Here is a 2,548-nt window from a genome sequence, read left to right as displayed (position 1 = left end):
ATTTCTCAGACATGGCATCCATTGCTCCCCATCTTCCCAGATCAGGCATCATCATCCTTGCACCATAGTCATACATTCCCGTCTCTTGTAATTCCTTTCCGTTGTATTTGTAACTGTAGAAACTACCAAAGTTGGAGGTGCCAAACGACCCTGAGGTATGGTTCAGTCCAAAAGGATAGTAATTGTTGTTGTCAATAATTTCAGGAGCGCCTGCGCTGTTTTTGGTAAAAGTTACCCTTACTTAATACTCTTTACAACACAAAACCACCGCTCAATGGCAGTGGTTTTTATTATTACTTTACCAAGTGGTAGTTATTGTTTTAATGTGTCTGATACGTAAATATCATTCCCTGAAATTTCTCCATTTTCTAACTGAAATATTTCCCAAAAATTCCCTTCAATAAATAAATCTTTATTATTGAAATTTGCGGGTATAGAAACCGTACAATCAAAAACATTTTTATTTTTAAAGCCTTTAGATTCTAAGTGTCTATATACTTTTCCCTGAAAAGAATATCTATAATACAATTTTCCTTCGGAGTGAACTTCGTTAGATTGGTAGGGTATGTAAAATTTATACTTTACAAAATTTTGACTTTTATTAATCCTATAAAATTTACTTTTTAGTGTGTCAATTTTCCCATTTTTATATAATATATATTGATTAACAAACTCTTTGTTATCAATAAATTTATATTCTAACTTAGCAACAATTTCTTTTTTATTATCGTCAAGTGCTTCCCACCAACCAATTTTCTTATTGCCATTCATATATCCTTGTATAATGTAGTTATTAAATAATCCTTTTATTTTGTATAAAGAGTCATTAATTTTACTTTTTTCAATATTCCTCATGTTCTTTAAGTCAGTTGGAATTGAAAAATATTCTGTAGAATTTAGATTTTCATCCTCTTTTAATTTTTCATTTTTACATGAAAAAAATGAGAAAAAAAGAAAGTAAAAAAAAACATTCTTATTTATTATATTTTTTACCATTTCGCACGTTTTGTTGAATCTGCTGTTTTATATAATTTTGACATTGCTTCGATATAACTTTCTCCTTTTTGTGGTAGTCTTTTATATGTAGTATCCTTGATACCACTTTTATCAAATGTATAATCGTTAAAGTATAGGGTATCAGCTGCTTTATCTCCGCTATGTAATTCATATAACTCCCTAAATCTATCTAATCCCCATGCCCCTGCATACAATCTACCTGCCCATGTTGGAGCGTCTCTATTTTTAAAACCATTAGCTGGAAAAGTACTTGGAAATACAAAACTTCCAGCATCTAAAGTAAAAAGCTTATCACCAGGTCTAAATTTATCCCAGGTACTTGCATCAAAATCTGTTCTTGCCAATCCTCCAATATTGGTGATCTGAGGATACTCTTCATTGGTAGATCCTATCAAACCAGATATAGCAGTAGTTTATTTTGTTGATTTCAAACATTATGATGGTGAGTCTGAAAAAAATCTTCTTTTAAATAAACAGAGCGATCAAAAAGTTAAGATCACTCTGCTTTTATTAATCATTTTTTATTATTGAGATAATAAGCCAAATAACGGTCTTGTTTTTCCTTTTATTTTGGATTAAAAAGTTTAATCTTTTCTGTAAACAGGTTTTATAAACATTCTATCTACAGCAAGTAAAACACTATCTTTTTGTTTAGAACTTGAAAACCTTGTAGCTATACCAATTATACTTTCGTTTTGTTTTATAGGGATATAACAAGAATAATAATTAATAATCTTTGTACAATTTAATTTTTCATTTTTAATTATTTTCCTTTTGAGAGAATCTGAAACTGTATAATTAAAGCTAACGTTATAGGTTCTAAATTTAGATTCTGGAAAATAAAATTTAAAATTTACTCCATTCTTATCAGATGAAGCAGTGTAAAATTTGCTTAAATTTTCTTGAAGCTGTCCATTTTTGTATATTTTTATCTGATTCTCAATTTGTTTATCTAAAAAAATATACTCGATATTATAAAATTCATTATTTAACTTATTTTGAACTTTCCACCAGCCTTCTTTAGAATTATCTGATTCATTTATTGTTCCCTCAAGGTTATAGTTCTCATTATTTCCTTTAACTTTTGTTATCGAATCGTTGATTTTAGTTTTGGTAATGGTATAATCACTTAATTGTGTAAGTTGAAGAAGATTTTTCTGTTCTTTCTTTTTGCAACTAAAAATTATCAGTAAAACAAAAATTTTTATTATTAAATTTATTTTACCACCCATAAGTTTTGTAATGCCAACCTTTACGATATTCCACATTGTTAATTGAATCAACTGTTTTTTGAAGTTTGTTTCTTTCATTACTCATATTTTTTTCAAGAACTCTTTTTATAGTATCTTGCGGAGACGGATAGAAGAGAGTTGCATTAATATCAATACTATCATCTTTCTTTTTTCTAAATAGATCTGATAGTTCTCTAAATCTATCACCACCCCATACACCCGCATACAATCTACCTGCCCATGTTGGAGCGTTTCTATTTATAAAGCCATTAGCTGGAAAAGTACTTGGAAATACAAAA

General features: G+C 28.8%; 5 protein-coding genes. All 5 read right to left on the bottom strand.

From position 1 onward, the window contains the following. Positions 1-196: RHS repeat-associated core domain-containing protein (locus tag AC27VX_RS23615; protein WP_488698413.1), on the bottom strand; the 196-nt coding region annotated here is incomplete at its 3' end. A 116-nt stretch (positions 197-312) separates the two neighbouring features. Then, positions 313-996 carry a hypothetical protein gene (locus AC27VX_RS23610; RefSeq protein WP_236858161.1) on the bottom strand — a complete coding sequence of 228 codons (684 nt, stop codon included), beginning with the start codon at positions 994-996 and terminating at the stop codon, positions 313-315. Then, positions 990-1,412, bottom strand: a complete 423-nt coding sequence (locus AC27VX_RS23605) for a hypothetical protein (RefSeq protein ID WP_236858159.1) — start codon at positions 1,410-1,412, stop codon at positions 990-992. Before AC27VX_RS23605 ends, AC27VX_RS23610 begins: the two co-directional genes overlap by 7 nt. Positions 1,413-1,601: 189 nt before the next feature. Beyond that, entirely contained in the window at positions 1,602-2,327 is a 726-nt protein-coding gene (locus AC27VX_RS23600) for a hypothetical protein (RefSeq protein WP_236858155.1), read from the bottom strand. After that, positions 2,239-2,548: hypothetical protein (locus tag AC27VX_RS23595; protein ID WP_488698410.1), on the bottom strand; the 310-nt coding region annotated here is incomplete at its 5' end. The genes AC27VX_RS23595 and AC27VX_RS23600, both read right to left, overlap by 89 nt.

Source organism: Chryseobacterium sp. 14P4.3.2 (assembly GCF_057799275.1).
Note: the sequence above shows the minus strand (reverse complement) of the source record. Positions and strands in the feature narration are given on the sequence as shown.